This window comes from Arsenicicoccus sp. UBA2120 (assembly GCF_002330965.1).
GTDB lineage: Bacteria > Actinomycetota > Actinomycetes > Actinomycetales > Dermatophilaceae > Arsenicicoccus > Arsenicicoccus bolidensis.
In genome coordinates this window covers 4,961-30,397 of sequence record NZ_DCYC01000086.1, presented here as the reverse complement: position 1 = coordinate 30,397, position 25,437 = coordinate 4,961, and the positions used below count along the sequence as shown (strand labels likewise).

Here is a 25,437-nt window from a genome sequence, read left to right as displayed (position 1 = left end):
CCGCAGCTCCGCTCCTCCTCGAGGGGGAGGCGCGGTGGCCGGATCTCCGCCCTCGGGCCGAGGTGCGGGGCCGTCATCGCTGGTGTGATGGATCCATGGAGACGACGCAGAAGGCCCAGCAGACCCAGAAGCCCCGACAGTCCGAGAAGGCCCGCATGCAGGGCGCCATCGCCGCCTTCACGGCCCCGATCGCGATCCTGATGACCTGCCTCATCACGCTGGTGGCCAAGGGTGAGGGATCGCCCGTGGAGTATGCCGTCCTGGCCCTGGCGCTCGCGGGGCTCGTGGGCACCATGTCCTGGATGCTGAGCCGCCAGCGGGCCGTGCAGTCTCAGCGCTGAGGGTCGGGGCGGCGCGCCGCCGTCACGGGGTCGCGGTCGCGGCCCCGGGTGACGGCCCAGCCGAGCCCGACCACGGCCAGCAGGCCGAGGAAGGACCCGAAGACCCGGGCGAAGCCCGACGGCTCGTGCTCGCGCGGGATGTCATCAGTCATCGCCCCACCGTAGCCCCGCACCGCGTCCTGCTGGCCGGATCGGTCAGCGGCGGCGGTTGGTGCGCGCCGTCGCCTGGGCCGTCCACGGGTCCTCGGGCCACGGGTGCCTCGGGTAGCGGCCCCGCATCTCGGCGCGCACCTGCTGGTAGGGCCCGCTCCAGAAGGACGCCAGGTCGTCGGTGATCGCGAGCGGCCGCTGCGCCGGCGACAGCAGGTGGAAGGTGAGGGGGACCCGTCCGTCCGCGACGGTCGGCGTCGCCGCCCAGCCGAAGCACTCCTGCAGCTTGACCCGCACCGTCGGGCGCGCGGTCGGGTCGTCGTGCGGGGGATAGGTGATACGGACGTGCGAGCCGCTCGCGACGGCGAGTCGCTCCGGGGCCAGCTCGTCGAGGAGGGCCGCCTCCGGCCAGGGCAGCAGTCGACGCAGCGGGTCGGTCAGGTCGAGGCCGCTCGCGGCGGATCCTCGCGCCAGGGTGTCGATCTCGGGTCCGAGCCACGCGTCCAGCCGGTCGAGCAGCCCCTCGTCCGAGACGTCAGGCCAGGGCCCGCCGAGATGAGCGTGCAGCAGCGCCAGGCGATCTCGCAGCGCGGCCGCCGACGGTGACCACGTGAAGATGTCGAGTCCCTTGTCCTGCACGGTTTCTCGGACGGCCTCCCGCAGGGCCGAACGCACGTCGCCCCGCAGCCCTGCGCCGGACGTCGCCACCGGCGTCGAGGTCAGCTCGATGGCGCCGATCGCCCGCACCTGCCGGGCTCGCACGCGTCCGCCGACCAGCTCGGCCCGCACCTCGTCGACCAGCAGGTGGGCGGCGACCAGCTCCGCCGTCGCCTGGTCCAGCGGCGCGGCCAGCCGGACGACGGCGCCGGTCCCCGCAGCGGCACGGCCGGAGGCCCTCGCGACGTCGGCGATCGCCAACCACTCCTGGTGCGCGAGCGGGCTGCCCTGCGGCAGAGCGGCTCTCGTCCCACTGGCCAGCAGATAGGTGTCGCCGGACCGTCGAGCCACGCGGTCGGGGTGCGCCAGCCCGACGACGAGCCCCTCGACCACCCCGTCGTATGTCGTGCCGCCCACCCGATCGGCGGCCAGGGGCTCCAGGCGGCGGGTCTCGCGTCGCCACCGGTCCGAGGCCGGGTGCCCGGACCGCAGGTCGCGCAGCAGGCCCGTGAGATCGCCGGTGGGAGAGCGGATGTCGTCGGACAGCGCGGCTACCACCTCGGCGGCCCGGCGCGGTCCGACCAGCTCGCTGCCGTCGAGCAGGCCGCGAGCGAGCCTGGCGGACACCGGGATCCGCGCGAGCCGGTGTCCCTCGGCGGTCGCCGAGCCGACGGCGTCCACGGCGCCCAGCCGCCGCAGGGTCGTCTCCGCGTCGCGCATCGCCGCAGCTGGAGGGACGGTGGGCAGGTGCAGGCCCTGCCCCCGCGGAGTGCCCCAGCAGGCGAGCAGCAGCGCCGCGTCGGTGAGGTCGCTCGTCGCGATGGCGGGGGTCACGTGCTCGGGCATCCCGGCATACGTGCTCTCGTCGTAGCACCGCACCACCACGCCCGGCCCGAGGCGGGCCGCGCGACCGGCGCGCTGGTCGGCGGAGGCGCGCGAGCAGGTGACCGTGACCAGGCCTGACATGTCCCGGGCGGCGTCCCTGCGTGGCTCCCTGGCGAGGCCGGAGTCGACGACCAGGCGGACCCCGGGGACGGTCAGCGAGGACTCGGCCAGCGAGGTCGAGACGACGATCCGCGGTGGCCCCCCGGCCGGTCGGCCACCCACGGCACGGTCCTGCTCGCGCGGTCCGACCTGGCCGTGCAGCTCGAGCACCTCGGTGCCGCCAGGGCCACCGGTGCGGCCGGTGCCCGTGAGCTCGCGCAGGCGCGACGCGACCTGGCCGACCTCCCAGGCGCCAGGCACGAAGACCAGCGCGTCCACGCCCGGGTCGGAGGCGAGGGCGTCCCGGTGGGCATCGGTCGCGACGTCCGCGACGTGACGCAGGAAGGCGCGCGAGACGCCGCGGTCGTCGGTCCGCGGTCCGGTCCCGGGCCGCCACGCCACGGCGAGCGGGTGCAGTGCCGAGGGGCAGTCGACCACCGGCGCGGCCCCCGACCCGCCCCCGAGCAGCCGGGCGAACATCCCCGCGTCGACCGTTGCCGACATCGCCACCAGCACCAGGTCGTCGCGCAGCTCGCGCAGGTCGGTGAGCAGCCCGACGAGCAGGTCGGTCTCCAGCCCGCGCTCGTGCACCTCGTCCAGCACCACGGCACCCACGCCGTCCAGCGAGGCGTCGGCGAGCAGGCGCCGCAGGAGGATGCCGGGGGTCACGACCTCGATCAGGGCGCCCCGGTCCAGCCGTCGCTCGCCCCGCACGGTCCATCCGACGAGCTCGCCGACGCGGGTCCCCGTCAGCGCCGCCAGCCGGGTGGCCGCAGCCCGCGCGGCGACGCGACGTGGCTGCACCACGACGACGCGACCCGCAGCGCCAGCACCATCCCCGCCACCACCATCCCCGCCACCACTCTTGCGGCTCGCCAGCACCCTGGCGACCACGGGCGGCACGAGCGTCGTCTTGCCCGTCCCCGGCGGCGCCTGCACCACCGCGACACCCGCGGCCAGCGCCTCCTGCAAGGCCGGCACCGAGGCCGCGAACGGCAACCCTGCACCGATCCGGCCGAGGTCCAGCCGGTCGAGACCTGGCAGGCGCAGGGCAGTCATGCCCAGAGAGTAGCCCCCGGTTGTCAGAGTGCTCTCAGGTCGTGCAATATTAAGCACGACATATCCCGTTATTAATGGAGGGGCGATGAGCCTCAAGGACTCTCAGGACACCGGAGCGCTCGTCGAGCACCACCGGATCTCCCGGCGAGACAAGCGATGGTGGATCGCGCTGGCCTGCGTGGTCGTCGGCTCGTTCGCCGTGCTGCTGTGGATGGGGCAGCAGATCAACACGCACAAGCCGCCGATCCCCGCCCACGTCGTCTCCACCGACGGGCAGGAGCTGTTCACCGGCCACGACATCGTCCAGGGACAGCAGGTCTGGGCGTCCCTCGGCGGGCAGGAGATCGGGTCCGTCTGGGGCCACGGGGCCTACGTCGCTCCGGACTGGACGGCCGACTGGCTCCACCGCGAGTCCACGCTGCTGCTCGAGACCTGGACCAAGGCGGAGGGCATGTCGTCCTACGACCAGCTGCCCGTCGAGCGCCAGGCCGCGCTCAAGGCGCGCCTCAAGCAGGCCATGCGCACCAACACCTTCGACGCCCGCACCGAGACCATCTCGCTGTCCCCGGAGCGGGTCCGGGCGTTCGAGTCCAACGCCCAGTACTACGGCTCGATGTTCGCCGGCGGCCACGAGCACTACGCCATCCCGCGCGGCACGCTCAAGGACCCCGCGGCGGCCCGGCAGATGGCGGCCTTCTTCTGGTGGACCAGCTGGTCGTCGTCCACCGACGCCCCCGGCACGGACGTGACCTACACGCAGAACTGGCCGCACGAGCCGCTGATCGACAACGTCCCGCCGCCGGGCAACATCCTGTGGAGCATCATCAGCTTCATCCTGCTCCTGGGCGGCATCGCCGGGCTCGTGTGGTACCACACGTCCCACGCCGAGGAGGACGTGCAGACCCCGGAACTGGCACCCGGCCGCGACCCGCTCCTCGGCTACGCCCCGACCCCGAGCCAGCGCGCGACGCTCAAGTACTTCTTCGTCGTCGGCTTCCTGCTGGTCCTGCAGATCGCCTGCGGCATCGTCAGCGCCCACTACGGCGTCGAGGGCGGTGCTCTCTTCGGGATCCCGATCGACCAGGTCCTGCCGTATGCCGTCGTGCGCACGTGGCACACCCAGCTCGGCATCTTCTGGATCGCGACCGCGTGGCTCGCCACCGGCCTCTACGTCGGTCCCGCCGTCGGCGGTCGTGAGCCCAGGCTGCAGCGGCTCGGCGTCAACGTGCTGTTCGTCGCCCTGCTGATCGTCGTGCTGGGCTCGATGGCCGGCGAGTGGCTGTCGATCAAGGGCAAGATGGGCTACGGCACCGAGCTCACCTTCTGGCTCGGGACCCAGGGCTACGAGTACGTCGACCTGGGCCGCGTCTTCCAGATCGGCCTGTTCATCGGCCTGTTCCTGTGGTTCTTCCTGATGTGGCGCGCCATGGCCCCGGCCCTGCGCCGGGCCAAGGCGACGGGCTCGTCGATCAGCCCCACCGAGGACGCGCCCCTGGCCTCGGGCAGCATGCGCTCCCTCGTGGCGATGCTGCTCATGAGCTGCCTGGCCATCGCCGGGTTCTACGGCGCCGCCTTCGGCATGGGCCACTCCACCCACCTGTCGATCGCGGAGTACTGGCGCTGGTGGGTCGTGCACCTGTGGGTCGAGGGCTTCTTCGAGGTCTTCGCCACGACGGTCATCGCGTTCCTGTTCGCCCGCCTCGGCCTGATCAAGGCGACCACCGGCACCACGGCGGTCATCTCCGCGACGACGATCTTCCTCGCCGGCGGCATCATCGGGACGGCCCACCACCTGTACTTCACCGGCGCCCCGGCCCCGGTCATGGCACTCGGCGCCGTCTTCAGCGCGCTGGAGGTCGTCCCGCTCGCCCTCGTCGGCTTCGAGGCCTTCCGCAACCTGCGCATCCTCAAGGTCAAGGAGTGGGTCTCGGGCTACAAGTGGGCGATCTACTTCTTCGTCTCGGTCTCCTTCTGGAACATGTTGGGCGCCGGGGTCTTCGGCTTCCTGATCAACCCGCCGATCTCGCTGTTCTACGTCCAGGGCCTCAACCTGACTCCGCTGCACGCCCACACCGCCCTGTTCGGCGTCTACGGGATGCTCGGCATCGGTCTCATGCTGTTCTGCGTGCGCTCGCTGATGCCGGGCCACGAGTGGAACGACCGGTGGATCAAGTGGGGCTTCTGGGGCCTGAACGGCGGCCTGCTCACGATGGCCCTGGTCTCGCTGCTGCCGCTGGGCCTGGCCCAGGCCTGGGCGTCGATCGACTCCGGCCTGTGGTACGCCCGCAGCGAGGAGTTCCTCTACACCCCCACGCTGACCTTCGTGCGGTGGCTGCGCGTCCCCGGGGACATCATCTTTGCCCTGGGTGCGCTCGCGATCGGCGTGTTCATGGTCGGCCTGCTCACCGGGAGGTCGCTGCGCGGCCGCTCGGACGAGGTCGAGGCCGGCGACCTGCGCACGACCGACACGGAGCCCGCGCTCCACGAGTGATCAGGGCGGGCCCCGGCGACCACGCGGGTCGCCGGGGCTCCGTCATACCTGAGCGCGCTGAGCCCGCTCACTGCCAGGCGCGCTCTCCCAGAGGGGTGTGGTCCGCCGGCACGCGCTCGCCCTCGGGGACCGGGCCGGGAGCCGTGCCCGCGCCCCACGGCGACCCGCCGAGCTGCTCGCGGCCGCTGGGCTCGAGCAGCCCGGCCAGGTCGGGGCCGAGCGGGACGATGCGCGTGGGGTTCACGTCCGAGTGCACCCAGTAGTAGTGCTCCTTGATCTGCGGGAAGTCCGTCGTGTCGCCGAACCCGGGCGTCTGGAACAGGTCGCGCAGGTAGGCGTGGAGGACCGGCATCTCGGACAGCGTGCTCCGGTTGCACTTGAAGTGGCCGTGGTAGACGGCGTCGAAGCGCACCAGCGTGGTGAACAGCCGCACGTCGGCCTCGGTGATGTGGTCGCCGACGAGGTAGCGCCGGTCGGCGAGGTAGCCCTCGAGCCAGTCCAGCGCGGTCCACAGGCGCTCGTACGCCGCGTCGTACGACGCTTGGTCCGAGGCGAAGCCGCAGCGGTAGACCCCGTTGTTGACCTCGGTGTAGATCCGCTTCATCAGGGGCTCCATCTCGGCCCGGAGCGCCTCCGGCCACAGGTCGGGCGCCCCCTCGCGGTGGTGCTCGCGCCACTCGGTCGACAGGTCGAGCGTGATCTGCGGGAAGTTGTTGGTCACCAGCCGCCCGGTCGGGACGTCCACGATCGCGGGGACCGTGACCCCCTTGGGGTAGTCGGGGATGCGCTCGTCGTAGGCCTCGCGGAGCAGGTGGATCCCCAGGACCGGGTCCCGCCCGTCCGGGTGGAGGTCGAAGTTCCACGACTCCTCGCCGTGGGTGGGGGACACGAGCCCCAGCGAGATGACGTCCTCGAGGCCCAGCAGCCGGCGGACGATGACGCTGCGGTGCGCCCAGGGGCAGGCCCGGGCCGCGACCAGGCGATAGCGACCCGGCTCCACCGGCCAGCGCATGGCGCCGACCCGGTCACCCGTGGGCTCGCCGGCGGCGGCGTCCGCGACGATGCGGTCGTTGACATAGGACTCGTCCCGCTCGAACGGGCCGTCGACGGAGGCGTTGCGTGCGTCAGGCATGACCTCACCATGCCCCGGCGGTCGCGAGGTTAGCCACGGGTCGCACGGCTCAGGCCACCTGGAAGGACCGCTTGGACAAGCCCGTCCAGTAGCCCTCGACGACGCCCTGCACGGGAGCGGTCGGATCGGCTGCCGCCCCCAGCGTGACGAACAGCGGCGTGAAGTGCTCGACGGTCGGGTGCGCGAAGCCCACCCCGGGTGCGCGCTCGGCGAACCGCGCCAGCTCCTCGGCGTCCCCGCGACCGAGCGCCTCGGCCGCCCAGGCGTCGAACTCCGAGGACCAGGTCGGGACGACGTCCGGCTGCGACCACTGGATGAAGGGCAGCCCGTGCGTCATGAAGCCGGAGCCCAGGATCAGGACGCCCTCGTCACGCAGGGGACGCAGGGCCGCCCCCAGGCGCAGCAGTCGCTCGGGGTCCGCGGTCGGCAGGCTGAGCTGGAGCACCGGGACGTCGGCCTCGGGGTACATCGCCTTGAGCGGGACCCAGGCGCCGTGGTCCAGGCCGCGGCCGGTCTGCTCGTGGACGTGGACGCCGTCGGGCATGACCTCGCGCACGCGTCCGGCGAGCCACGAGGCGTCGGGGACGTCATACCGCATCCGCTCGTAGACGGGGTCGAACCCCCAGAAGTCGTAGACCAGCTCGCGCGGGTGGGGGTTGGTGATGGCGATGGCGTCGGACTCCCAGTGGGCGCTCACGACGAGGATGGCGCGCGGGCGGGGCAGGTCGTGGGCCCAGGTGTGGAGCTCCGCCATCCACCCGGCGTCGGCGAGCAGGGGCGGTGCGCCGTGGGAGAGGTACATCGCGGGGAGCATCCCGTCGTCCGGCGTCCACGAGCGGTGGCGCTCCGCAGCCGCGGCGCGGTGCAGGTGGCCGGCGAAGGGGTGGGTCGCGGGCACGAGCGCGTCGGCTGCGGCGGTGGTGGTGGTCACGGGCTGGCTCCTGGCTGGCAGTCTGCTAGATAGTTGAGGATTCAACCATAGCAGTGCTGCGCCTGAGGGAGAAGAGGTATGGCGGTATCCCGCGCAGGTCCATCACCCCGACGAGGGTGTCCGGGTCGACCGCCCGGAAGGTGTCGACGATCGGCTGGTGGTCGTAGACGAGGGCTGCCGACACCACGCCACGATGCTCGAGCATCCGCAGCCGGCCCCGAGGACGACGGGTCTGCAGCGCCGGGCGCAGCGCGCGAAAGGCATTGGCCGTCATGCGAGCTCGCAGCAGGGGCGGCACCCGCAGGCCGACGCCCAGGGGGAGCCGGGCGGGGTCGACCTCGTAGGTCCCGCCGCCCTGCGCCCGGAACACCAGCGGGTGCGCGTCCTCCGGTCCCGCGAACCACTTGCCCCACCAGCCGTATGCCGTCAGCGCGCCGTCGAGGGGATGCCCCGTCGGGATCTCGGTGCCGCGCCACCATCCCCGCAGCTGCGCCACCGTCACGGGCGCGAGCCGGTCGTAGGTCTCGAGCGCCGTCCCGAGGTCGGTGCCGTGCTCGAGGTCGTGAAGGTCGGTCATGCCCCCACTGTCTCGCGCCGTCGGGTGGTCCGCACCGCCCAACCGGCCAGGGCGGCCGCCGCTGGCAGCTCCACGGAGGCCATCAGCACCGCGCCGACGAGGTCTGCGGATCCTGCTGTGCTGCAGTCGAACCACGCGTCCGCCAGCAGGGCCGTCGCGGTGGCCAGCGCGAGACCCGGGGCGAGGGGGTCCTGCCGCCGGACGAGCCAGCCGGTCGTGGCGAACAACCCGGCGAGGGCCAGGTCGAGGCCCGCCCAGGCGAGGCCCCACCGCTCGGCGGCGTAGGTCGCCGGCAGCGTGCGGTCGAGCCCGTCCCGGCGGGGACGGCGAGGCGGGGGAGGGAGGCGGCAGGCGTGCTCATGTCTCCAGGGTGGGTGCGCAGCCTGCCGTGGCGCTGTCGTGCGCCTGTGCCGACGCTGTGGAGCCCGGCGACCGCGTGGGTCGCCGGGCTCCGGTGGGCGAGCTGGTCAGGCGCTGGTGGGGGCAGAGGTCGAGCTGGAGCTGGGCGCCTGCTCGCCTCCCTGTGCCCCGCCGTGCCCGCCCTGGCCGCCGGTGCTCTGGGTGATCGTCGCCAGGTCCTTGGACACGTCGTAGAACACCTGCTGGCCGGCCTTGGTGCCGAGCGCGTCGTAGGACCCGTCGGGGTCCTTGCGGACCTCCGTGATGGTGACCGAGGAGTCCTTGGCCTTGACGGCGTCCTTGACCTTGGTCGCCTCGGTGCCGGTCACGGCAGTGTCCGTGCTCCCCCCGCCGCGCCCGCCGCCGTGGCCCCCGCCGGTGCCGACCGTGACCGTCTTGTAGTCCGCGGAGACGTCGACGCGGACCTGCTGGCCTGCCTTGGTGCCGAGCGCGTCGAAGGATCCGTCCGGGTCCTTCTGCACGGTGGTGACCGTGATGGTGGAGTCCTTGGCCGTGACCGCGGCCTTGACCTTGGCAGTCTGGTCGGCCGTGGCGGCGGTGTGCTCGTGCGGGGCCCGCTGCCCGCCGCGCCCGGCGTCGCCGTAACCCTGGGCGGCGTAGCCGTAGCCCGTCGTCGCCTGCCCGGACCCGGTGGTCGCGGCGTTGGCGGCCGCGGCGCCGCCGGCGATCATCAGACCGGCAGCGGCCACCGCGGCAGCCGTGAGAGTGCGGTTGTTGGGGGACATCGTTGCTCCTGGTGGATCGTCATGAGGTCGGTGCGGGTGCACCGGCGGGCCCTTCACCCGCCACCTCTACGATCACGACCAGGGCTGTCGCGACGCTGTCAACGCCGTGGGGCCGACCTAGGAATCAGACGGCGTAGCCGGCGGGGGAGGCCGCTCCGCTCGTGCTGGGGGCCGGCGTCTGACCGGGCTGGCCGGCGTGACGCCCATGGCCGCCGCGGCCACCGGTGCGCACGTCGACCGTCTTGAGGTCCTTGCTGACCTCGGCCATCACGCGCTGGCCGGCCTTGGTCCCCATGGCGTCGAAGGAGCCGTCCTCGTCCTTCATGACCTGCTCGACCGTGATGGTCGAGTCCTTGGCCTTGACCGCGGCCTTGACCTGCGTGGTCTCCGAGGCCGTGGCCGCGGTGTGGTTGCCGCCGCGCGGGCCCTTGCCGCCGCGCCCGCCGGGTCCTCCTCGTCCACCGGTGCGCACCTCGACCGTCTTGAGGTCCTTGCTGACCTCGACCATCACGCGCTGGCCGGCCTTGGTGCCGATGACGTCGTAGGACCCGTCCGGGTCCTTGAGGACCTGCTCGACGGTGACCGCCGAGTCCTTGGCCGTCACGGCCTCCTTGACCCTGGTCGCCTCGTCGCCGGTGACGGTGGTGTGCTCGTGGCCGCCGCGACCCCGCCCGTCGCCGTAGCCGGGCGGGGCGCCGTAGCCAGGCGTCGAGCCGTAGCCCGTCGCTGCGGGGGCGGTCGAGGTGGCCGCCTGCGCTGCGGCCGCGCCACCGGCGATCATGAGCCCGGCGGCGGCGACGGCGCCGGCCGTGAGGATGCGGTTGTTGTCGGACATCGTGACTCCCGTGTCGGTGTGGTGGCGCCGGCGCCCGAGGGGCCAGGCGCCGGAGCCGACGCCGTCTGCTGCGTCGCCAGCGAGCCTGGTGCGCGGTCCTGTCGCGAGCCTGTCGTGAGGTTATGAGTTGCCTAGGAATCCCGGGGGACGCGGTAGGTTCTCTCGCCATGACCTGGGGCGAGCGGCGGCGTGCGGTCGCACCTGACGGTGCCGCGATCTCCTGGTGGTCGTATGGCGACGGCCCACCGCTGCTCCTGGTCGCCGGGCAGGCCGTCGACCACCGCTCGTGGGACCGAGCGCTCACGGGGCTGGGCGCAGGGCGACGGGTCCTCGTCTACGACCACCGGGGGATCGGGGACAGCGAGCGCGGCGACGGGTCCCGCTACAGCACACGCCGGCTCGCGGAGGACGCGGTGTCCGTGCTCGACGACGCCGGGGTGGACCGCGCCGACGTGCTCGGCCACTCGATGGGCGGCCGGATCGCGCAGTGGCTCGCGATCGACCACGTCGAGCGGGTCGGGCGGCTCGTGCTGGCGGCCACGTCGGCCGGGGACCGGCATACGCCCGCTCGTGATCCCGAGGCCGACGAGATCCTGAGGTCCGGGGAGACCGGCCGGCTCGCCCAGCTGTTCTTCCCCGGCGGCCCGAACCCGCAGTCGCTCGTGGATCTCCTTGCCGTGGGCGGCCGCTCGCTGGACCGAAGCCGTCACTTCCGGGCCAGCCGCTCGCACGACGCCCTGGCCGACCTGGGGGCGATCACCGCGCCGACCCTCGTGGTGCACGGCGAGCTGGACCGGCTGACTCCGGCCAGCCAGGCGCGGCTCGTCGCCCGCGCCATCCCCGGCGCACGCCTCGCCATCCTGCGGGGTGCCGGGCACGGCGTGGTCCTCGACGGCGGGCTGGGGGCGGAGCTGGCGGCCCGTTGGCTCGCGGATCCTCAGGCGTAGGAACGCATCACGCGCAGCGCGCTCGCGCCGTAGCCGCCGCCGAACAGGATGGCGTGCACGAGCAGCGGCGGCAGCTGGTGCCATGCGATGCGCTCACGCCACCCCTCCGCCAGGGGGAAGGCTTCGTCGTAGGCCCGGTAGCACTCCTCGCCGAAGCCGCCGAAGAGCTGCATCATCGCGAGGTCGTACTCGCGGTGCCCCCAGTGCGCCGCGGGGTCGATGAGCCAGCTGCGACCGCCCTTGTCCACCAACCGGTTTCCCGCCCACAGGTCGCCGTGCACGAGCGCCGGCGGCTCGGGCGGACCACACAGCTCGTCAGCCCGTCCGGCCAGCTCGTCGACGAGTTGCAGCGCCACGGGGTCGATCCGCCCCTCCCGCACCGCGCGCTCGGTCAGCGGGCGGACCCGCCTGCCCACGAAGAACTCTCGCCAGCTCCTGGTGGGCGTCAGGTCCACCTGAGCGGATCCGAGGTAGCCCGCCAGGGCGTCGTCGATCGCCCCGAGCGTGTCGTGGGTGCTGCGGTGCAGCCCGGCCAGCCCCCGCCCGAACCGTTCCTCGGCGCCCCGTCCGGCCCGTCCGCCTCCACCCTCGTCGATCCACTCGAGCACCAGGCCGCTCGCGTCGGCCCGCACCACCTGCGGCACGCCGAGGTCGTCGGGGGCGTGCTCGCGCAGCACCGCGAGCCCCGCAGCCTCCCGCTCGAACAGGTCGGGGGTCGGCCGGTCCTTGGTCTTGAGGAAGTAGGTGCCGTCGGCCGTCTCGAGCCGGTAGGCGAGCGCGATGTCGCCGCCGCTCACGGGGGTGGCCCGGCGCACGTCCAGTCCGCGGGTCAGGGTCTCGGGCAGATGATCGGCCATGAGACCTGCGTACCCCAGGGCTGCGGCGGTCAGCCGGTGCCGTCAGCCGGTGCGGTCAGGCGAGGGAGAGGAAGAGCTTCTCCATCGCCGCGAGATCGACGTCGCGCTCCGGGTTGTCCTCGGTCATGCACTGCTGCAACCCGGTCGAGATGAGCGCGAAGCCCGCCCGGTCGAGGGCCTTGCTGCACGCCGACAGCTGCATGACGATGTCGCGGCAGTCCCGCTCCTCCTCGATCATGCGGATCACGGCGCCGAGCTGACCCTGGGCGCGGCGCAGCCGCTTGAGGACGGGGTCCAGATCCTCCACGTCGAGCTGCACGGGGCCTCCCTAGGGTCGTCGATCGGTGGCAGGTGTTCGGTCGTGTGGGCTCAGCGTCCCAGAAGGCGGGCGAGGAAGCCTCGACCCTCCGGCTGACGGTCGGCGTGGCCCGTGCACCACTGCCCGGCGGGGACGGAGCGGCGCACCTGGTCGACGTGCTGGCCGCAGCCGGCCCAGGTGGTCTTGCCGCAGGTCTTGCAGGTGACGGAACGACACATGTCGATGCTCCTCGAGTGCTCCAGTGACTGGGTCAGGGCATGAGCATATACCCCAGGGGGTATGCTTGGGACATGAACATCGTGATCATCGGAGGCGTCGCCGGTGGCATGTCCGCGGCCGCGCGACTGCGCCGCCTGGACGAGTCGGCCACCATCACCGTCGTCGAGCGCAGCGGGTACGTGTCCTTCGCCAACTGCGGACTGCCCTACCACGTGGGCGGCGTCATCGCCGAGCGCTCGGCGCTGCTCCTGCAGACCCCGGAAGCGCTCCGGGCGCGCTTCGAGCTGGACGTGCGTGTGCTCACCGAGGCCGTGCGCATCGACCGCGAGCGACGGGTGGTCGTGGTGCGCTCGGTCGAGACCGGCGAGGAGAGCGAGCTGCCGTACGACGCCGTGGTCCTCGCCCCGGGTGCTCGCCCCGTGCGACCGCCGATCCCCGGCATCGAGCGTGCCCTGGCGCTGCGTGACGTCGAGGACACCGACGCGATGGTCGCAGCCGTCGAGGGGGCGCGCACCGCCGTCGTCATCGGTGGGGGTTTCATCGGCGTCGAGATGGCCGAGAACCTCCTGCACCGGGGCCTGGCCGTGACGCTCGTCGAGGCCACCCCTCAGGTGATGGCCCCCGTCGACCCCGAGATGGCCACGCCCGTCCACGCGGTCATGCGCGACGCCGGGATCGACCTGCGTCTGTCGACCTCGGTCACCGCGATCGGCGAGCACGACGTGGAGCTGTCCACGGGAGAGCGGGTCCCCGCCGACCTCGTGGTCGCCGCGATCGGGGTCCGTCCGGACGCGGCCCTCGCCGAGTCCGCGGGCCTGGAGGTCGGGTCCCGCGGCGGCATCGTCGTCGACGAGCGCTACCGCACCAGCGACCCCGCGATCTATGCCGTCGGGGACGCCGTGGAGAAGGCCGACGCCCTCGACGGCTCGGCGGTCCTCGTGCCGCTCGCCAACACCGCCAACCTGCAGGGGCGTCGCGTGGCGGACCACATCGCGGGCCGCGAGGTGCGCAACCGACCGGTCCTCGGGACCGCCGTCGTGGGCGTCCTCGGGCTGCAGGTGGCCGTCGTCGGGTGGAGCGAGAAGCGCCTCGTCGCCGCCGGCCGCCCCCACCGGATCATCCACACGCACCCGCTGTCGCACGCGGGCTACTACCCCGGGGCGCAGGGGCTCGCCCTCAAGCTGCTCGTCGACCCCGGCACCGACGCGATCCTCGGGGCCCAGGCCGTCGGCCGTGACGGCGCCGACAAGCGCATCGACGTGATCGCGACGGCCATGCGCGGCGGGCTCACCGCGAGCGAGCTGGCTGAGCTGGAGCTCGCCTACGCGCCGCAGTTCGGCTCGGCCAAGGACCCCGTCAACATGCTGGGCTTCGTCGACGAGAACCTCGCCGAGGGGCTCACCGACACCATCCAGTGGCACGAGGTGGAGGCCGCGCAGCGCGAGGGCGCGACCGTGCTGGACGTGCGCACACCGGGGGAGTTCGCTGCGGGCGCCATACCGGGGGCTGTCAACGTCCCGGTCGACGAGGTCCGGGAGCGCCTCGACGAGGTGCCCGAGGGAGAGCTCGTCGTCCACTGCGCGGTCGGCATCCGCGCGCACGTGGCGACCCGGATCCTGCAGGCCTCCGGCCGCTCCGTGCGCAACCTCGACGGTGGCTACACGACCTGGTCGGCGGGAGTAGCCTCCCGCTCGTGACGACCTGGCCCGGGCACGCGGTCCTGCAGGTTCCGGTCCCTGCGCTCGAGGGGGTCGTGCGGGAGAGATACGAGTGGTATGACGCCAGCCTGGTCGCCCTCGACCCGGGCCACGTCCACGCGCACGTGACCGTGCTCGGCCCGGTCCCCGCCGCGCTCACGCCCGCCCAGGACGCCGCCGTGTCCGCGGTGTGCGCCGACACGCCGGCGATCGACCTGGAGCTGGCCGAGGTCGCGACCTTCCCCAACGGCGTCATCCACGTCCTGCCCGCCGACCCGAGGCCCTTCGACCGGCTGACGGACGCCCTGGTCAAGGCGCTGCCGGGGCACCCGCCCTACGGCGGGGTGTTCCGACCCGTCCCGCACGTGACCATCGACGCGACCGGACCGGGGGTGGACGAGGAGTCCGTGCGGCGCGAGCTGGCGACCGTGCTGCCCGCCCGCTGCCGCGCGGACCGCGTCGAGCTGGTCTGGTACCGCCGCGGCGAGACCCGGGTGCTCCGACGCTGGACGCTGGGCTAGACCCGCGCCTCGCAGCGGTCCTTGAGCGCGGTGCCGCCCTCCTCGAGCATGCTGGTGTAGGTGCCGCCCTGCACGGTGTTGAAGGCTCCGGTGAGACCGGACGCCGAGAGCACGGTGTGCATGCGCGTGGTGCGCTCGTCGACCGAGGTGAGGGTGTAGGTCACCTCGGTCCTGCTGCCCGCCTGGCTCTGCTCGAGGACGAGCCGCTCCGGCACGTCGAAGGCCGCGACCCGCACGGTCATCGGCAGCCCGAGCGCGGGGACACCTTGGCTCAGGGAGTACTCCGCACCCAGCCCGCCGGCGGGCGTCTGCGTCCGGACCTCCTTGACCTCCGCCATCCACTCGGGCCAGCTCTGCACATCGGTCAGCACGTCCCAGACGAGCTGACGAGGTGCCTGGATGTCGACGGTCGACTGCTGCTCGGACATGCGTTCCCCTGTGGTCGTCGAGTCCTTGGATGGTGCACCGTAACCAGCGGTCCCGGTCGGGGTGAAGGGCCGGCTGGAGAGATTCACCCCGGGTCCACCTTGGCCACGGGCGGCGGAAGGCGTTTGGGGCCGGCGCGACGGAGTGGGAGAGTGGGCGGACGCCCAGCGAGAGGAGACAGAGATGTCTGCCAAGGACAAGCCGCAGCACGCACCCGTCCCGGACGAGGTCAAGCAGAAGATGCGAGCGGCCCTCGACGCCAAGAAGGCTCACGCCGGACGGGACGTGTCGGCCGACGACAGCGATCGCTCCAAGGTCTCGGGCCAGGGGCACGGCCGTGAGGCCTCGCAGCACATGTTCCGCCGCAAGGCTGGCAGCTGAGGCTCAGGCCTCTCCAGCGACCTCCGTCGTGAGCCGCGCGACGTGGAGGGTGAGGTAGACGACCTCGTCCTCGGTGACGGTCCGGCCGAGCCGCAGCTCGAGGACGGTCCGGCAGCGCTGCGCGCACGCGTAGGCCGCCGGGTAGGAGGCGCGGATGGCGTCCCGCAGCGGGCCGGCCTCGTCGGTCAGCTGCCGGTCGCTCCTCACCCGCACCAGGAAGTACCGCAGGTGCGTGATGAACCGCGCGGCGTTGACGGTGGCCATGTCGAAGCGCCGCCCGAACGAGCTCTCGATCACCTCGAAGAGCTGCTTGATGATGCCCGTCATCGCGTAGGTCTCGGTGAGGTCGCCTCCCATCATCGCGGCGTTGACGAGGTGCATCGCGATGGCGACGGCCTCGTCCTCGGGCAACGGCTCGGTCAGTCGGCTGTTGACGTGGGCGAGCACCTGGCGAGCACGGTCGAGCTCGCGGGGATAGAGGTGCTCGACCTCGGCCCGCAGCGGCATCTCGAGCTCGATGCCCTGGTGCACGCGCTTGATGGCAAAGCTGATGTGGTCGGCGACCGCGACCAGGGTCGTCGCGGTGACGGGGACACCGACCAGGTCCAGGGCCTCCTCGGCCAGGGCGATGTGCTCGGGCGGTATGGCGGCGACCAGCCCGCCCAGCGTGTCGGGGTCTCGGCCGTCGGTCGGCTCGAAGACCCGGACCACCTTGAGCGGGTCGACCTCCTGCCCGGGCCGCGTCTGGAAGCCCAGGCCGCGTCCGGTGAGCACGACCTCGGTGCCGTCCTCACGGCGCGCCAGGACGACGTTGTTGTTGAAGACCCTCAGGATCTGCACGTCGACCCCCTGCCCAGGACCGTGGTCATGACGCACGTCCGAGCGGCGGGTAGATGAGCCATCCGGCACGGGCGAGGTGCTGCCACCGGGCGCGTCGCGCGGCCTGGAGGGACTCGTCGTGGTGCTCGTGCGCCCGGCTGGTGAGCTGCTGGCCCAGATAGGTGGTGATGCGCAGGACGCCGTCCGCGTCGAGGCGGTGCTCCCAGCGTTGCTTGGTCTTGAGCTGGTGGTGGTGCCGGCACAGGGGGACGAGGTTGGCGGGACTGGTCGGACCGGCCGGCCAGGGGGTGCTGTGGTCGAGGTCGCACTGCTCGGACCGTCGGTCGCACCCGGGGAGGCGGCAGGTCAGGTCGCGGGCCTGCACGTCGGCGCGCATGGTGTCGGTGGGCTGGTAGGTGTGCGCGGTGCGCTCGAGCAGCGTCCCGGTCACGGGGTCGTGGACGACGCGGTGCCACACGCTGTCGGTGCGCAGGGCGATCTCGCGGGCGAGGTCGGCGCTGAGCCAGCCGTGACCGACGAGCTGCGCCGGGTCGTCCTGCAGCCCGAGCAGCGTCGTGAGGTTGACGCGGACGTCGATGCGGGCGGCGGGGGCAGGCAGGGAGGCGATGAGTGCTGCGGTGGCGACCAGCCAGGGGTCGGGGTGCTCCGGCGGCGTCGGCGGCGGGTCGGCGTGGACGGGGTCGTGCAGCGGCAGGTCGGCGAAGGGCGAGGTCTCGTCCTGACCGCACTCGGTGGCGTCGCCGTCCTCGGTGGCGTCGCTGTCCCCGGCCCTCCCGGACCGCCCGCCACCCACGCCCGGCCCGAAGGGACCCAGCACCTCACCGGTGATCGGGTCGACCAGGCACCCGTCCAGACCGACGAGACGCAGCCGGCCGGGCAGGACGTGCTGAGCACCTCCAGAGGGCTGCGGACCGGCGCTCGGCGCGCCCGCCTGGGACGTGCCAGGCATCCACGTCACTCCGGTCGTTGTCGGCGCGCTCGCGGACGTCGCCGGGCGGAGCGCCTCGCAGCCCGGGACGGTGCCGTGCAGGAGCAGGCCGAAGGCGATGTCGGAGCGCAGCTGGGCCAGCGTCCTCGACTCCCCGCGGGTCTTGGCCGCTCGCGCCAACGCGTCGAGGCGGTCCCGGGCGGCTGCGGCCTGATCGGCGGTGCCCGCGGCCAGCAGCTCGCCGGTGCCGTGGCTGGTGGTGCGCGCGTGCACGTCCCGCCGGCTCAGGTGGTCGGCGCGCGCCTCGGCCTCGAGCCCGAGGCGGGCCTCCTCCTTGGCCACCTCGGCGTGGAGGCGCTGGCGGAACAGGCGGTGGCTGACGACGGCGTCGGTTGACAGGTCCTCGGGGTCGAACCCTCGCTTGGGGCGCAGCACCCGCTCGGCCACGTCGGAGGCGACCTCGTCGGGCAGGCGGTCGGTGTCGTCGCGCAGGGTCGTGGCGCGCTCGAGGGTGCAGATGCCCGTGGCCATCGCCTGGACGAGCGGCTCGCGCACCGCGGCCGGCGCAGAGGCGAGACGGGCGCGCCGCTGGACTGCGCCGACGCCGAGACCGGTGGCGGCCACGACCTCGTCGGTGCTCAGGACGCGGGCGTCGGATCGCAGGGCCGAAGGGCCCGGGTGGCGTCCGTGCTCGGCCTCGGTCCGGCGCAGGTCGGCGGCGATCGCGTCGATCAGGTCGGCGTGGGCCGCGACGGCCAGGGCCTCGAGGCAGGCCGTCGCGCGGTGGACGGCCACGACGACGGCGAGTGCTCGCCGCGCGTCGTCGAGGTCCAGATGGCCCTCGAGGTGGCCTCCTCCGTCACGCGCGTCACCACCGCGGGGTGTGTCGGTGGTGAGCGCCAGGATGGGGGCCAGGACCTTGGGGAGGTGCTCCGCGAAGACCGTCGGCAGGGACCTCGACACCATCGGGACCACCTCCTCGACCTCGTCCCGCAACACCTCACAGACTACCGCAGAACGCCTTCCAGGGGAAGGGCTGATCGGCACATCTCTGCAGGTCAGAGGCTGTTTCCAGCATGCCGCGAGGGCTGCGCGAGCGGTGCCCGCGCAGCCCCGGCGCCATACGGTCAGACGAGCGAGCCGCCGTTGGACCTGATGACGTCGCCGTACCACCCGAAGGACTTCTTGCGGAAGCGCTCCAGCGTGCCCGACCCGTCGTCGTTGCGATCGACGTAGATGAAGCCGTAGCGCTTGGACAGCTGGGCCGTCGAGGCGCTCACCAGGTCGATGGGACCCCAGGAGGTGTAGCCCAGCAGGTTGACGCCGTCCTTGAGCGCCTCGCCGACCTGGACGAGGTGGTCGTTCATGTAGGCGATCCGGTAGTCGTCCTCGACCGTCTTGACGCCGTCGACCTCGACGAGCTGGTCCTTGGCACCGAGACCGTTCTCGACGATGAACAACGGCTTCTGCCAGCGGTCCCAGTAGTCGTTGAGCACGATGCGCAGACCGACCGGGTCGATCTGCCAGCCCCACTCCGAGGCCTCGAGGGTGGGGTTCGGGACGCCGCCCATGATGTTGCCCTCGCCCGTGGCCTGCTTGGCCGGGTCGGCGGTCTGGCAGACGCTCATGTAGTAGCTGAACGACACGAAGTCCACGGTGTTGGTGAGGTCCTCGCGGTCCGCGTCGGTGATCTCGATCTCGATCCCGTTGTCACGGAAGAACCGCAGGAGGTAGCCCGGGTAGTAGCCGCGGCAATGGATGTCGCCGAACGCGTAGTTGGTGTGCTCGGCCTGCTTGGCGGCCAGGGCGTCCCGCGGGTCGGGGCTCAGCGGGTAGGTCGGCATCGCGATGACCATGCAGCCGATCTGCGACCCGGGGGCCAGCTCGTGCGCCAGCCTGGTCACGCGGGCGGAGGCGACCAGCTCGTGGTGGATGGCCTGGTAGAGGTCGCTCTTGCTCAGCTCCTCGACCGGCGTCGGGATGCCGCCGGACATGAAGGGCACGTGCACGATCGAGTTGATCTCGTTGAAGGTCAGCCAGTACTTCACGCGCGAGCCGTAGCGCTCGAAGCAGGCGCGGGCGAACCGCTCGTAGAAGCCGATCAGCTCACGGTTGGTCCACCCGCCGTACTCCCGCGCCAGGTGCAGCGGGGTCTCGTAGTGGGACAGCGTGATCAGCGGCTCGATCCCGTGCTTCTCCAGCTCGTCGAGCACGCGGTCGTAGAACGCGAGGCCCTCCTCGTTGGGCTCGGTCTCGTCGCCCTGGGGGAAGATGCGGCTCCACGCGATGGAGAAGCGGAAGACGGAGAAGCCCATCTCGGCGAAGAGCGCGATGTCCTCGGCGTAGCGGTGGTAGAAGTCGATGCCCTCGAGCTTGAGGTTGTCGAGGGTGGGGCCCTCGGTGGGCGGCGTCGTGATGCCGTGGGGCATGACGTCCTGGATGGACAGGCCCTTGCCGCCCTCGGCATACGCGCCCTCGAGCTGGTTGGCGGCGGTGGCGCCGCCCCAGAGGAATCCGTCGGGGAAGGTGGTCGTCATGATGTCTCCTTCGTCGGTCGTGCTGGGCTGGTCGGGTGGGATCGGTGGGTGCGAGCGGTCGTATGCCGGGAGCGGATCACGGCTGGACCGCGACGACGGCATCGCCCGCGGTGACGGTCGCCTCGGGCAGCGGCGTGACCTTGGTGAGGGCAGCGGTATTGGTGACGGTCATGATCGTGGTCGTGTCGTAGCCCGCCTCGCCCACGGCGACCAGGTCTACCTCGGCGAGGACGTCGCCGCGCTGCACGCGGTCGCCTGTGCTGACCTTGACGGTGAAGTGGCGGCCGTCGAGCTGGACGGTGTCGATGCCGACGTGGACGAGCACCTCGACGCCGTCGTCCGTCTTGAGGCCGAAGGCGTGCCCGGTCGCGGCGGCGGTGACGACGGTCCCGGTGACGGGGGCGCGCACGGTGCCGTCGGTCGGCACGATCCCGACGCCGTCGCCGAGCACACCAGAGGCGAACACCTTGTCGTTGACCTGGGCGAGCGGGACGACGGTGCCGGTGACCGGGGCGGCCAGGTCGACGATCCCGCCCTCGGTGGCTGCGTCGGCGGTCGCTGCAGCGGTGGTCGTGGTGGTCGTGGTGGTCGTGGCCACCGAGCCCGCCACGGGGGCGGAGGGCGCGTCACCCGCGGTGGCGGCGGCCGGGACGGCGTCCGGGATCGCCGCGTCGACGTCCTTGCTCTCGCGGTCCATGAAGAGGAACGTGATCACGAAGGCGATGGCCATGGCGACGGCGTCGCCGATCACCTGCATCGTGAAGCTGCCGTGACCCCACGCGGGGAGGGCGAGCAGCGAGGCGAAGGCGAAGGTCGTGCTGCCGGAGCCGCCCATGGCGGCGATGGCGCCGCCGACGGCGCCGCCCGCGATGCCGGCGTAGAAGGGGATCTTGAGGGGCAGCGTGACGCCGTAGATGCCGGGCTCGGTGATGCCAGCGAGCAGGGCGGAGAGGCTGGCAGGGCCCGCGATCTCGCGACGCTTGGCGCTGCGGGAGCGGAGGGCGACGGCCGCCATGGCGGCGCCCTGGGCGACCACCGGGGCGATCAGCGGACCCGCCATCAGCGAGTAGCCCTGCGTCGACAGGTCGTTGATCATGATCGGCACGAAGCCCCAGTGCAGGCCGAACAGCACGAAGACCTGCCACAGCCCGCCCATGATGGCGCCGCCGAGCCAGGGGGCGAAGGTGAAGATGGCGGTGACGCCGGCCGAGATGCCCTTGGCGGCATACGTGGTGATCGGTCCGACGGTGATGAAGATCAGCGGCACCATGATGAGGACCGTGAGCAGCGGCACCATGAAGTTGCGCAGGGCGTCGGGCAGCACCCGCTCCAGGAATCGCTCGAGGTAGCCCTGCACCCAGACGCCGACGACGATCGGGATGACCGAGCTGGTGTAGCTCATCATCGTCACCGGGATCCCGAAGAAGGTGACCGGGCCGGTCGCGGTGCCGAGCGCCACGATCGCGGGGTACACGAGCGCGCCGGCGATCGCCATGGCCGTGAACTGGTTGGCGCGGAAGCGCTTGGCCGCCGTGACCGCGAGGAACATCGGCAGGAAGTAGAAGAGCGCGTCGGCCGAGGCATTGAGGATGATGTAGGTGGTCGACTTGACGTCGATCCAGCTGAACTGCACCGCCATCGCGAGGAAGGCCTTGAGCAGACCGACCCCGGCCAGTGGCCAGAGCACGGGCAGGAAGATCGAGGAGATCAGCTGGATGAACTGGTTGAGGAGGTTGCCCTTGGGGCCCTCGTCGGTGACGACCCGGTCGTCCCCGGTCAGGCGGGAGATCTCACCGAGCGCGGCATAGACCTTGGGCACGTTGTTGCCGATGACCACCTGGTACTGCCCACCCGCCTGCATCACCGTGATGACGCCGGGGGTGCGCTCCACCGCCTGGGTGTCGGCCTTGCTCACGTCGCGCAGCTTGAGGCGCAGTCGCGTCGCGCAGTGGGTCGCGCTGAGGACGTTGTCCTCCCCGCCCACGTGATCGAGGATCCCTTGTGCTGTTGCCTTGTAGTCCACCGACGCCATCGTCCGGTCCTGTCTCGATGCGGTTGCCGGGCAACAAAAAAGACCTGAGCTGCACGCCGAAGCGTGTGGCTCAGGTCTTGCCTCGTTGCCGAGTAACAATCCTGGGTGGCGGTGATCCGCCGAGAGAGACGATAGCGAGGGTGCGGGACGCCCGCAACAGTGGTCAGAGGTCTAACGCTTCAGCGATGCCGTCCTCGTCGTTGGAGGCGGTGACCCGGTCGGCGCCGGCCTTGACGTGGTCCAGGGCATTGCCCATGGCCACCCCGGTGCCGGCGACGCGCAGCATCGGCAGGTCGTTCTCGTTGTCCCCGAAGGCGATGGCCTCGGCGGGGTCGAGGTCGCGGGCGGCGCAGTAGTCGAGCAGGCCGGACCCCTTGTCGACCCCGGGCGGCGTGATCTCGAGGTAGAACGGGGCGGAGAGGGCGAGCTCGGCGTGACCGTCCAGCTCGCCGCGGAAGGTGTCGAGGTGCTGGGCCAGCAGGTCGGGCTCCGCGCACACGAGGATCTTGTGCAGGGGCTCGTCGAGCTCCTCGAAGCGCGGCGTGATGGCGAGCTCCATGCCGTTGGCCGGCGCCTCGTCGGCGACGTTGTAGCCGTCCTCGCGGGTGGCGTGCACCACGTGCCCGAGCGGTGTCCTGGCGGCGAGGCCGAGCTCCTCCACCAGGTCCAGCACCCGCGCCACGAGGGCGTGCTCGAGCGTCCGGTGGCAGATGATCTCCTCGGTCTCGGCGTCCACGACGGCCGCACCGTTGCACGCGGAGAGCACGAGCCGGTCGAGCCCGAGTCCGAGGCGCTCGGCGAGGTGGCGCAGGCCGTGCTCGGGGCGCCCGGAGGCGAGCATGAGGACCGCTCCCTGGTCGCGTGCCGTGCGCAAGGCATCGCGCGTGCGTGGGGACAGGGTCTGGTCGGAGCGGAGCAGGGTCCCGTCGATGTCGACGGCGATGAGCGCAAACATGTTGTTCCTCAACGGATTCCGGGGGCGGGGCGGCCGTTCTCGAGATAGATGGCGTGCTCGGCCTCGAGGCCGGCGGCGACGCGGCGGCGCACCGGCTTGCGCAGCAGCTCGAGCGCCTCCTCGACCGGCGCGAAGCGGTGCTCGCTGATCTCCTCCTCCTGCAGGCGGATCCGCCGTGCCGCGCGGGCGGTCACGGTGCCGCAGTGAAAGAGCAGGCGCAGACCGAGCTTGGCGCCATCCTTGCCGGGGCGGGTGTCGACGACGACGAGCCGTCCCTCGTCGACCTCGAGCCCCGTCTCCTCGAGCACCTCGCGGCGGCAGGCGTCCCACGGGGACTCGCCGTCGGCCTCCATGACGCCGCCGGGGATGGTCCACCCGGACTTGTAGGTCGGCTTGAGGATCAGCAGGCGGCCCTGCTCGTCGAGGAGGATGGCGCCCGCGGACACGGGCAGCTCGGGCGGGGTCCAGGCGCTCATGCGCGTCAGCATCTCAGACGCTCGCGGTCTCGCGCGCCGGCAGCTCACGGAGCCGGACGAGGGGGCTCGCGACGACCAGCCAGCACGCCACCACGTGCAGGCCGGCCATCGCGAGGATCGTGGGGCGCACGCCGACGGTGCTGCCGAGCCAGCCGGCCAGCACCCCCGCGAGCGGCATGGTGCCGAAGTTGACCGTCGACATGGCGGTGACCGTGCGGCCCAGGACCTCGGCGGGCACGTAACGCTGGCGCCAGCTCGCGCGGACGACGTTGCCGCCGACGACGCAGGTGCCGACGAGGACGTAGCCGAACGCGGACACCCACACCTGGCTGCGGTCGGTGGGGAGGCCGACGAGGAGCGCGGCGGGGGCGGCGAGCAGGGCCACGGTGTGCAGGCGACCGGTGCCGATGCGGCGGGCCAGCGGGACGGCGATCACCGAGCCGATGACACCGCCGATGGCGCCGGTGGTGAAGTACCAGCCGACCATGTCGGTGGTGAGCCCCAGGTCGCGCACCAGGTAGAGGACGAGGAGGGCGCCATACCCCGTCAGCCCGAGGTTGGACAGGCCCCCGATGACGACCAGCCAGGGCAGGTAGCGGTCGCGGAAGACGAACGCGAGACCCTCGCGGATGCGCGCCCCGAGCCCCTCGGCCCCCTCATCCCCCTCACGATCCTGGTCGGGGACGGGGCGTCCGGGCTTGATCCGCCAGAGGCAGACTGCCGACACGAGGAAGCTCGCCGCGTCGATCGCCAGGCCGAATGCCGGGCCGCCGGCCGCCGCCAGGCGTGCGGCCACGCTCGGCCCGACGACCATCGCGGTCGCCTCGGTGCCGAAGAGGCGGGCGTTGGCGGTGTCCAGCGCGGCGTCGTCGACGAGCCTCGGGATGATCGTGGTGTAGGCGGTGCGGAAGAAGACGGTGCGCACGCCTCCGGCCAGGGCGGCGAGGACGAGGTGGGGGAGCGTGAGGTGGTCGAGCCAGGCGGCCACCGGGACCGTGATCAGGGTGAGGGCCGCGGCGATGTCGGCCACGATCATGGTGAGGCGGGCATCGAGCCGGTCGACCCAGGCACCGGCGGGCAGGCCGATGACGAGCCAGGGCAGCCAGGTCGCGGCGGCGAGGGCGCCCATCCAGGCGGGGCCGGCCTGCAGCTCGAGGACGGCGGCGAGCGGGAGCAGGATCGAGGTGGTGGCGTTGCCGACGAGGCTGACGGTCTCGCCGGCCCACAGCAGGTGGAAGTCGCGGCCGAGCGGGGGGCGTGCGGGCATGACGAAGCTCCTTGTGGCAGGGCAGGATCGAGCGAGGGCGCACCGTGGCGATGGCCGCGGCGAACGTGGTCGCGTCGAGGTCGGGCTGATGTGCCTACCTGAGGTAGGTCAGGGCTGGGCGGGGAAGCCGCGGGCGAAGACGAAGCAGGTCTCGCGCTCGACCCCGTCGTCGGGGAGCTCGCGGGACTGCCAGCGGCGCATGACGGAGAGCAGCTCTTCGGAGAGCTGGTCGAGCTCGGCGGGGGACATGGTGAGCCACTGCTGGGTGGCGAACGAGCCCGAGGCGCTGCCGGGGTTGTCGGCGGTGGTCATGATGTCGTCGCGCGCGCGCTGGAACTGGCGCTCGAGCCCCACCATCTCGGCCTCGTGCGCCGCGGCCTGGGCGGTGGGGTCGGTCATCTCGGCGCGCGACCACCGGGTGTGAGCGTGCGCGAGGCGCCAGAAGCGTTGGCGCCGATCGGTACTCAGGTCGGGCGCCTCCTCGACCAGGCCGGCCTCGTCGAGGACCTTGAGGTGATGGCTCGCGCTGCCGACGGCCTGGCCGGTGCGCCGAGCGAGCATGGAGGCGGTGGACGGGCCGTCCACCGCGAGGGCGTCGAGGATGCGGGCTCGCGCCGGGTTGGCGAACGCCGCGAGGGCCGGAGCCTCCGTGAGGGAGTGCGCCGGGTTGGCCCTGCGGGGTCGCTGGTCCTCAGTCATGGCACCACCCTAGATCCACAAGGACAGTTGCACA

26 protein-coding genes are annotated in these 25,437 nt (G+C 72.3%); 6 read left to right on the top strand and 20 right to left on the bottom strand.

Features of this window, described 5'->3' with window-relative positions; genetic code table 11:
• Window positions 1–95 precede the first annotated feature (95 nt).
• On the top strand, window positions 96–341 hold the full coding sequence (locus B2P18_RS14625) for a hypothetical protein (protein ID WP_286959084.1): 246 nt from the start codon (window positions 96–98) through the stop codon (window positions 339–341).
• Here the strand turns inward: B2P18_RS14625 and B2P18_RS14620 are convergent.
• Complete coding sequence (locus B2P18_RS14620; RefSeq protein WP_286959083.1) at window positions 332–493, bottom strand: hypothetical protein; 162 nt, start codon at window positions 491–493, stop codon at window positions 332–334. The genes B2P18_RS14625 and B2P18_RS14620 overlap by 10 nt on opposite strands.
• Window positions 494–536: 43 nt before the next feature.
• Window positions 537–3,191, bottom strand: coding sequence for an ATP-dependent helicase HrpB (hrpB, locus tag B2P18_RS14615; protein WP_286961376.1), 2,655 nt, complete (start codon window positions 3,189–3,191; stop codon window positions 537–539).
• A gap of 85 nt (window positions 3,192–3,276) precedes the next feature.
• Between hrpB and B2P18_RS14610 the strand changes: the two genes are divergently transcribed.
• Window positions 3,277–5,682, top strand: a complete 2,406-nt coding sequence (locus B2P18_RS14610) for a nitric-oxide reductase large subunit (protein ID WP_286959081.1) — start codon at window positions 3,277–3,279, stop codon at window positions 5,680–5,682.
• A 67-nt stretch (window positions 5,683–5,749) separates the two neighbouring features.
• On the opposite strand, the gene B2P18_RS14605 is transcribed toward B2P18_RS14610, so the two are convergent.
• The 6 genes from B2P18_RS14605 to B2P18_RS14580 form a co-directional block, all read right to left on the bottom strand.
• Window positions 5,750–6,814, bottom strand: a complete 1,065-nt coding sequence (locus B2P18_RS14605) for a glutathione S-transferase family protein (protein WP_286961374.1) — start codon at window positions 6,812–6,814, stop codon at window positions 5,750–5,752.
• 49 nt (window positions 6,815–6,863) lie between these two features.
• Window positions 6,864–7,745 carry a dioxygenase gene (locus B2P18_RS14600; protein WP_286961373.1) on the bottom strand — a complete coding sequence of 294 codons (882 nt, stop codon included), beginning with the start codon at window positions 7,743–7,745 and terminating at the stop codon, window positions 6,864–6,866.
• A 25-nt stretch (window positions 7,746–7,770) separates the two neighbouring features.
• Window positions 7,771–8,322: a DUF4334 domain-containing protein gene (locus B2P18_RS14595; RefSeq protein WP_029211469.1), complete on the bottom strand. Its 552-nt coding sequence runs from the start codon at window positions 8,320–8,322 to the stop codon at window positions 7,771–7,773.
• On the bottom strand, window positions 8,319–8,549 hold the full coding sequence (locus B2P18_RS14590; protein ID WP_286959076.1) for a hypothetical protein: 231 nt from the start codon (window positions 8,547–8,549) through the stop codon (window positions 8,319–8,321). Before B2P18_RS14590 ends, B2P18_RS14595 begins: the two co-directional genes overlap by 4 nt.
• A 240-nt stretch (window positions 8,550–8,789) precedes the next feature.
• The gene (locus B2P18_RS14585) at window positions 8,790–9,467 is read right to left on the bottom strand and encodes a hypothetical protein (protein ID WP_286961372.1); all 678 of its coding nucleotides are present in this window, start codon (window positions 9,465–9,467) and stop codon (window positions 8,790–8,792) included.
• Between the two features lie 124 nt (window positions 9,468–9,591).
• Complete coding sequence (locus tag B2P18_RS14580) at window positions 9,592–10,302, bottom strand: hypothetical protein (RefSeq protein ID WP_019285050.1); 711 nt, start codon at window positions 10,300–10,302, stop codon at window positions 9,592–9,594.
• A gap of 167 nt (window positions 10,303–10,469) precedes the next feature.
• Between B2P18_RS14580 and B2P18_RS14575 the strand changes: the two genes are divergently transcribed.
• The gene (locus B2P18_RS14575) at window positions 10,470–11,249 is read left to right on the top strand and encodes an alpha/beta fold hydrolase (RefSeq protein WP_019285049.1); all 780 of its coding nucleotides are present in this window, start codon (window positions 10,470–10,472) and stop codon (window positions 11,247–11,249) included.
• Here the strand turns inward: B2P18_RS14575 and B2P18_RS14570 are convergent.
• From B2P18_RS14570 to B2P18_RS14560, 3 genes are read right to left on the bottom strand one after another with little or no spacing between them, the layout of a single operon-like run.
• Entirely contained in the window at window positions 11,240–12,106 is an 867-nt protein-coding gene (locus B2P18_RS14570; protein WP_286961371.1) for a fructosamine kinase family protein, read from the bottom strand. The two genes, B2P18_RS14575 and B2P18_RS14570, sit on opposite strands and share 10 nt — an antisense overlap.
• Window positions 12,107–12,161: 55 nt before the next feature.
• Complete coding sequence (locus B2P18_RS14565) at window positions 12,162–12,425, bottom strand: metal-sensitive transcriptional regulator (RefSeq protein WP_019285047.1); 264 nt, start codon at window positions 12,423–12,425, stop codon at window positions 12,162–12,164.
• A 50-nt stretch (window positions 12,426–12,475) separates the two neighbouring features.
• Complete coding sequence (locus tag B2P18_RS14560; protein WP_019285046.1) at window positions 12,476–12,643, bottom strand: hypothetical protein; 168 nt, start codon at window positions 12,641–12,643, stop codon at window positions 12,476–12,478.
• A 72-nt stretch (window positions 12,644–12,715) separates the two neighbouring features.
• On the opposite strand from B2P18_RS14560, the gene B2P18_RS14555 reads away from it, so the two are divergent.
• Together B2P18_RS14555 and B2P18_RS14550 are read left to right on the top strand one after the other, a co-directional pair.
• Entirely contained in the window at window positions 12,716–14,341 is a 1,626-nt protein-coding gene (locus B2P18_RS14555; protein WP_029210854.1) for an FAD-dependent oxidoreductase, read from the top strand.
• A complete protein-coding gene (locus tag B2P18_RS14550; RefSeq protein WP_286961370.1) occupies window positions 14,338–14,862 on the top strand; it encodes a 2'-5' RNA ligase family protein in 525 nt (174 codons plus the stop codon). The genes B2P18_RS14555 and B2P18_RS14550 overlap by 4 nt, the downstream gene beginning before the upstream one ends.
• Here the strand turns inward: B2P18_RS14550 and B2P18_RS14545 are convergent.
• Window positions 14,859–15,290, bottom strand: coding sequence for an SRPBCC family protein (locus B2P18_RS14545; protein WP_029210853.1), 432 nt, complete (start codon window positions 15,288–15,290; stop codon window positions 14,859–14,861). The two genes, B2P18_RS14550 and B2P18_RS14545, sit on opposite strands and share 4 nt — an antisense overlap.
• Window positions 15,291–15,471: 181 nt before the next feature.
• Here B2P18_RS14545 and B2P18_RS14540 point away from each other — a divergent pair, with 181 nt between their 5' ends.
• Window positions 15,472–15,669 carry a DUF5302 family protein gene (locus B2P18_RS14540; RefSeq protein ID WP_019285042.1) on the top strand — a complete coding sequence of 66 codons (198 nt, stop codon included), beginning with the start codon at window positions 15,472–15,474 and terminating at the stop codon, window positions 15,667–15,669.
• Window positions 15,670–15,672: 3 nt separating this feature from the next.
• Here B2P18_RS14540 and B2P18_RS14535 read toward each other — a convergent pair whose 3' ends face one another.
• The 8 genes from B2P18_RS14535 to B2P18_RS14500 form a co-directional block, all read right to left on the bottom strand.
• On the bottom strand, window positions 15,673–16,509 hold the full coding sequence (locus B2P18_RS14535) for a PRD domain-containing protein (protein ID WP_286960078.1): 837 nt from the start codon (window positions 16,507–16,509) through the stop codon (window positions 15,673–15,675).
• A gap of 25 nt (window positions 16,510–16,534) precedes the next feature.
• A complete protein-coding gene (locus B2P18_RS14530; protein WP_286961369.1) occupies window positions 16,535–18,403 on the bottom strand; it encodes an HNH endonuclease signature motif containing protein in 1,869 nt (622 codons plus the stop codon).
• Window positions 18,404–18,564: 161 nt separating this feature from the next.
• Window positions 18,565–19,974: a glycoside hydrolase family 1 protein gene (locus tag B2P18_RS14525; protein WP_286961368.1), complete on the bottom strand. Its 1,410-nt coding sequence runs from the start codon at window positions 19,972–19,974 to the stop codon at window positions 18,565–18,567.
• A gap of 76 nt (window positions 19,975–20,050) precedes the next feature.
• Window positions 20,051–22,006: a beta-glucoside-specific PTS transporter subunit IIABC gene (locus B2P18_RS14520; RefSeq protein WP_286961367.1), complete on the bottom strand. Its 1,956-nt coding sequence runs from the start codon at window positions 22,004–22,006 to the stop codon at window positions 20,051–20,053.
• A 163-nt stretch (window positions 22,007–22,169) separates the two neighbouring features.
• Window positions 22,170–22,961 carry a Cof-type HAD-IIB family hydrolase gene (locus B2P18_RS14515; RefSeq protein ID WP_286961365.1) on the bottom strand — a complete coding sequence of 264 codons (792 nt, stop codon included), beginning with the start codon at window positions 22,959–22,961 and terminating at the stop codon, window positions 22,170–22,172.
• 8 nt (window positions 22,962–22,969) lie between these two features.
• Window positions 22,970–23,437: an NUDIX domain-containing protein gene (locus tag B2P18_RS14510; RefSeq protein ID WP_239263687.1), complete on the bottom strand. Its 468-nt coding sequence runs from the start codon at window positions 23,435–23,437 to the stop codon at window positions 22,970–22,972.
• A 13-nt stretch (window positions 23,438–23,450) separates the two neighbouring features.
• A complete protein-coding gene (locus tag B2P18_RS14505) occupies window positions 23,451–24,704 on the bottom strand; it encodes an MFS transporter (RefSeq protein WP_286961364.1) in 1,254 nt (417 codons plus the stop codon).
• A gap of 108 nt (window positions 24,705–24,812) precedes the next feature.
• Complete coding sequence (locus tag B2P18_RS14500; protein WP_029210846.1) at window positions 24,813–25,403, bottom strand: ArsR/SmtB family transcription factor; 591 nt, start codon at window positions 25,401–25,403, stop codon at window positions 24,813–24,815.
• Window positions 25,404–25,437 lie beyond the last annotated feature (34 nt).

Excerpts from the sequence above, each read along its gene's own strand:
- B2P18_RS14580 (WP_019285050.1), bottom strand. The coding sequence starts at position 10,302 with ATGTCCGACAACAACCGCATCCTCACGGCCGGCGCCGTCGCCGCCGCC.
- B2P18_RS14595 (WP_029211469.1), bottom strand. The coding sequence starts at position 8,322 with ATGACCGACCTTCACGACCTCGAGCACGGCACCGACCTCGGGACGGCG.
- B2P18_RS14570 (WP_286961371.1), bottom strand. The coding sequence starts at position 12,106 with ATGGCCGATCATCTGCCCGAGACCCTGACCCGCGGACTGGACGTGCGC.
- B2P18_RS14575 (WP_019285049.1), top strand. The coding sequence starts at position 10,470 with ATGACCTGGGGCGAGCGGCGGCGTGCGGTCGCACCTGACGGTGCCGCG.
- hrpB (WP_286961376.1), bottom strand. The coding sequence starts at position 3,191 with ATGACTGCCCTGCGCCTGCCAGGTCTCGACCGGCTGGACCTCGGCCGG.
- B2P18_RS14610 (WP_286959081.1), top strand. The coding sequence starts at position 3,277 with ATGAGCCTCAAGGACTCTCAGGACACCGGAGCGCTCGTCGAGCACCAC.
- B2P18_RS14510 (WP_239263687.1), bottom strand. The coding sequence starts at position 23,437 with ATGAGCGCCTGGACCCCGCCCGAGCTGCCCGTGTCCGCGGGCGCCATC.
- B2P18_RS14540 (WP_019285042.1), top strand. The coding sequence starts at position 15,472 with ATGTCTGCCAAGGACAAGCCGCAGCACGCACCCGTCCCGGACGAGGTC.
- B2P18_RS14545 (WP_029210853.1), bottom strand. The coding sequence starts at position 15,290 with ATGTCCGAGCAGCAGTCGACCGTCGACATCCAGGCACCTCGTCAGCTC.
- B2P18_RS14625 (WP_286959084.1), top strand. The coding sequence starts at position 96 with ATGGAGACGACGCAGAAGGCCCAGCAGACCCAGAAGCCCCGACAGTCC.
- B2P18_RS14515 (WP_286961365.1), bottom strand. The coding sequence starts at position 22,961 with ATGTTTGCGCTCATCGCCGTCGACATCGACGGGACCCTGCTCCGCTCC.
- B2P18_RS14530 (WP_286961369.1), bottom strand. The coding sequence starts at position 18,403 with ATGGTGTCGAGGTCCCTGCCGACGGTCTTCGCGGAGCACCTCCCCAAG.
- B2P18_RS14520 (WP_286961367.1), bottom strand. The coding sequence starts at position 22,006 with ATGGCGTCGGTGGACTACAAGGCAACAGCACAAGGGATCCTCGATCAC.
- B2P18_RS14620 (WP_286959083.1), bottom strand. The coding sequence starts at position 493 with ATGACTGATGACATCCCGCGCGAGCACGAGCCGTCGGGCTTCGCCCGG.
- B2P18_RS14555 (WP_029210854.1), top strand. The coding sequence starts at position 12,716 with ATGAACATCGTGATCATCGGAGGCGTCGCCGGTGGCATGTCCGCGGCC.
- B2P18_RS14500 (WP_029210846.1), bottom strand. The coding sequence starts at position 25,403 with ATGACTGAGGACCAGCGACCCCGCAGGGCCAACCCGGCGCACTCCCTC.
- B2P18_RS14560 (WP_019285046.1), bottom strand. The coding sequence starts at position 12,643 with ATGTGTCGTTCCGTCACCTGCAAGACCTGCGGCAAGACCACCTGGGCC.
- B2P18_RS14525 (WP_286961368.1), bottom strand. The coding sequence starts at position 19,974 with ATGACGACCACCTTCCCCGACGGATTCCTCTGGGGCGGCGCCACCGCC.
- B2P18_RS14585 (WP_286961372.1), bottom strand. The coding sequence starts at position 9,467 with ATGTCCCCCAACAACCGCACTCTCACGGCTGCCGCGGTGGCCGCTGCC.
- B2P18_RS14605 (WP_286961374.1), bottom strand. The coding sequence starts at position 6,814 with ATGCCTGACGCACGCAACGCCTCCGTCGACGGCCCGTTCGAGCGGGAC.
- B2P18_RS14505 (WP_286961364.1), bottom strand. The coding sequence starts at position 24,704 with ATGCCCGCACGCCCCCCGCTCGGCCGCGACTTCCACCTGCTGTGGGCC.